Origin of the sequence: Kocuria sp. (assembly GCF_030536815.1) — a bacterium.
GTDB lineage: Bacteria > Actinomycetota > Actinomycetes > Actinomycetales > Micrococcaceae > Kocuria > Kocuria gwangalliensis.
In genome coordinates this window covers 1-2,961 of sequence record NZ_JAUNPE010000112.1, presented here as the reverse complement: position 1 = coordinate 2,961, position 2,961 = coordinate 1, and the positions used below count along the sequence as shown (strand labels likewise).

Sequence of the window (2,961 nt, the reverse complement as noted above, 5' to 3'; positions counted from 1 at the left end):
TACGTGCGCAGTCACGATGACATCGGCTGGACGTTCTCGGACGAGGACGCCGCTCGGCTGGGGATCAACGGACACGATCACCGCCGCTTCTTGAACGGCTTCTACACCGGCCGGTTCGAGGGCAGCTTTGCCCACGGTGTGGCGTTCCAGGACAACCCGCGCACCGGGGACTGTCGGATCTGCGGCACGACGGCTTCTCTCATGGGTTTGGAGACCGAGCCCGGCCCGGCGGCGGACCGCATCCTGTTGGCCTACTCGCTGGCCATGAGCACCGGCGGGATTCCCTTGATCTACCTGGGGGACGAGGTCGGTCAGCTCAACGACCCGGATTGGGACCACAACCCGGACAACGCTCTTGATGCCCGCTGGGTCCATCGACCGGAATACTCGCAGTCCGATTACGAACGGCGCCACGATCTTTTTTCCGTGCAGGGGCGCATTTTCGGTGGCATCCAACGAATGATCTCGGTCCGGCAACAGACCGAGGAGTTCGACGGCACCCGGCTGATCCCCTTCGAAACCCACAACCCGCACGTGCTGGGCTACCAACGCCCCGGCGAACACAGCGTGGTGTTGTGCCTGGCCAACTTCAGTGATTGGTCACAGTTCGTGACCGGGGAAACGCTGTCCGGATTCCTGCCCAAGGGTGTGGAACTGCATGGCAACAACACCCTTGACCTGCGCGGCGGCATTCTGCTGGACGCCCACTGCTTCTGGTGGATCCGGGTGATCCCCAGCAAAGACAACGTGAACACGCCGTGCACGAGGGTGGAAATCCTGTCCGATACGCGCCGCTGACGACGCAGGACCCCGCCCGGCGGGCCGGGCGGGATCCTCTTCTCACCATCTGGTGCATCACCGGGACGCCGGTTATCCACAGGAGTTGTCCACACCGTGGATAACTCACACGGGTGTGATTTCACCGTTGTTGTGCACGTGTATTCGAGTGGGAACTCCCGAAAATCCGTGGAACCACGCCAATTTATATCGAAATAAATGTTCTTTTCGATAGGCAGTCAGACAAGTCTTCGAACGATTCCCAATCCTGTCCACACCTGTGGATAACTTTCTCCACCCCTGTGCACAGCTTTTCGATGGCGTTGCGGGAGTGGATTTCCAAGAATCGTGCGCCAAGATGAGAAGTATTGACGCGGTGGGCGCAGATTGACCGGCGGGCTGGCCGGAAGCGTGGGAGAAGCCGCGTCCGGGGACCGATCTTAGGGATGAACCATGCATGAAACGGATATACCGCACGGGTTTCTCATCAGTGCGCAGGACTTTGTGTCGGTGAGCGCTGATGAGTTCGAACGCGCGCTCCTGGCACCCTGTTCCATCGCCACGTGGAACAACTTGGATCTCATGGCACCTGCAAATCCTCGCGTGCCGATGGACGTGGGCGACGCCATGGAGTTCACGGTCCACGTGGGGCCACTGTCCTTCGATTATGTGATGATCGTGGCTTGTCGCACCCCCGGGGTGTCCTACGTTCAGCGGACCACCAAGGGGTTCGTGGAGGTCACCATCGAGTACTCCTGGAAGTCGTACGGGGAGGGCACCCTGGTCACGGTGGATGCGATGTATCGCCTGACCGGATCGTTGCGGTGGAAGAAGACTCTGACTCAGATGGTGGCTCGACGGTTTATGCGCGTCGCGGGTCGGAACATGCGCGACATGTTTCCCGCCGGAGGAGCAGCGGCCAAGGAAGCTGGGCCCTTTTCATGATGGTCGTGGCTGACCCGGGGATCAGTCCAACCGGAGTTCGTGGCGCAGCACCCTCACGTGGAAATCCTGGTGGGCCACGTAGAAGTCCTGGGTCCCGCAGGGTTGATAGCCCAGGCCCTGGTAGAACTCGGCCAGTCGTGGGCTGTTCACATCGCAGTCCAGGCGCACCACATGGCGGCCCGAGTCCCGCGTGACCTTCTCCGCGTGACGCACCAGCGCCGGACCCGTGTCAGTACCGCGTAGTGAACGATCCACGGCCACTCCGTGCACATAACCGGCGGGCTCTTCCTGCGCACCCCAGATCCTCAGGTCCTCCCACAGCACCTGGACGCTCGCCAGTACCACGGTGGGATCCTCGGGGGATTCAATAACCGACCACTCGCCGCGCTCAATTTCCTCGGCCACATCCCCCGGGTCGAATTCGCCCTCGCGCCACTGGTCGATTCCGCGCCCTTGGAGCCATCTGGCAATCCGATTGCGCAGGTCGACAATGCCCTGGGCGTGCTCGGAGCGCGCCGCGATGATGGGGCCGGGTGCGGTTTGGTGTTCTTCGAATGAATCAGGCACGTACACGAGAATAAGACACTCAGATGACAACTTATGACATGGAAAGTATCTTTCCTACGCTAGTGGCGGAACCTTCTTGACCCTGCTGAGTGCCCTGGCGTTAGGTGGAATTATCAACACCAAGCGCTAGGAAGGATGATTCTCTGTGGCTGAAAAGTTCACACTGCCCGATCTCCCGTATGACTACGCCGCTCTGGAGCCCCACATCTCGGCTCAGATCATGCAGTTGCACCACGACAAGCACCACAACACCTACGTGACCGGTGCCAACACTGCGCTCGAGAAGATGGAAGAGGCTCGCGCCAACGGTGACGCTGCCGGTGCCGCCAAGCTCTCCAAGGATCTCCAGTTCAACCTGGGTGGCCACATCAACCACTCCATTTTCTGGAAGAACCTTTCCCCGGAGGGCGGCGACAAGCCCGAGGGTGAGCTCGCAGCAGCCATCGACAACTTCTTTGGTTCTTTCGACAACTTCCGTGAGCACTTCACCGCCGTTGCCACCACCATTCAGGGCTCAGGCTGGGCGATCCTGGCGTACGAGCCCATTGCCGGCAATTTGGTGATCGAGCAGATGTACGACCAGCAGAACGGCGTTCCCGTCGCCACGATCCCGCTGTTGCAGCTGGACATGTGGGAGCACGCCTTCTACCTGGACTACCAGAACGTCAAGGC

Annotated in this window: 3 protein-coding genes and 1 pseudogene; 3 read left to right on the top strand and 1 reads right to left on the bottom strand. The window is 60.5% G+C overall.

Translation table 11 applies throughout. The features are described 5' to 3' along the window. Both Q4E95_RS09810 and Q4E95_RS09805 read left to right on the top strand, forming a co-directional pair. Positions 1-798 (top strand): annotated as a pseudogene (locus Q4E95_RS09810) (amylosucrase); the annotation flags it as partial. A 432-nt stretch (positions 799-1,230) separates the two neighbouring features. After that, entirely contained in the window at positions 1,231-1,722 is a 492-nt protein-coding gene (locus tag Q4E95_RS09805; protein WP_303383136.1) for a hypothetical protein, read from the top strand. Between the two features lie 21 nt (positions 1,723-1,743). Here Q4E95_RS09805 and Q4E95_RS09800 read toward each other — a convergent pair whose 3' ends face one another. Then, a complete protein-coding gene (locus tag Q4E95_RS09800) occupies positions 1,744-2,289 on the bottom strand; it encodes an N-acetyltransferase (protein ID WP_303383135.1) in 546 nt (181 codons plus the stop codon). Between the two features lie 145 nt (positions 2,290-2,434). Between Q4E95_RS09800 and Q4E95_RS09795 the strand changes: the two genes are divergently transcribed. Continuing rightward, positions 2,435-2,961: superoxide dismutase (locus Q4E95_RS09795; RefSeq protein ID WP_303383134.1), on the top strand; the 527-nt coding region annotated here is incomplete at its 3' end.

What these genes read in the sequence shown, in the direction of transcription:
- Q4E95_RS09805 (WP_303383136.1), top strand. Translation starts at nt 1,231, where the DNA reads ATGCATGAAACGGATATACCGCACGGGTTTCTCATCAGTGCGCAGGAC.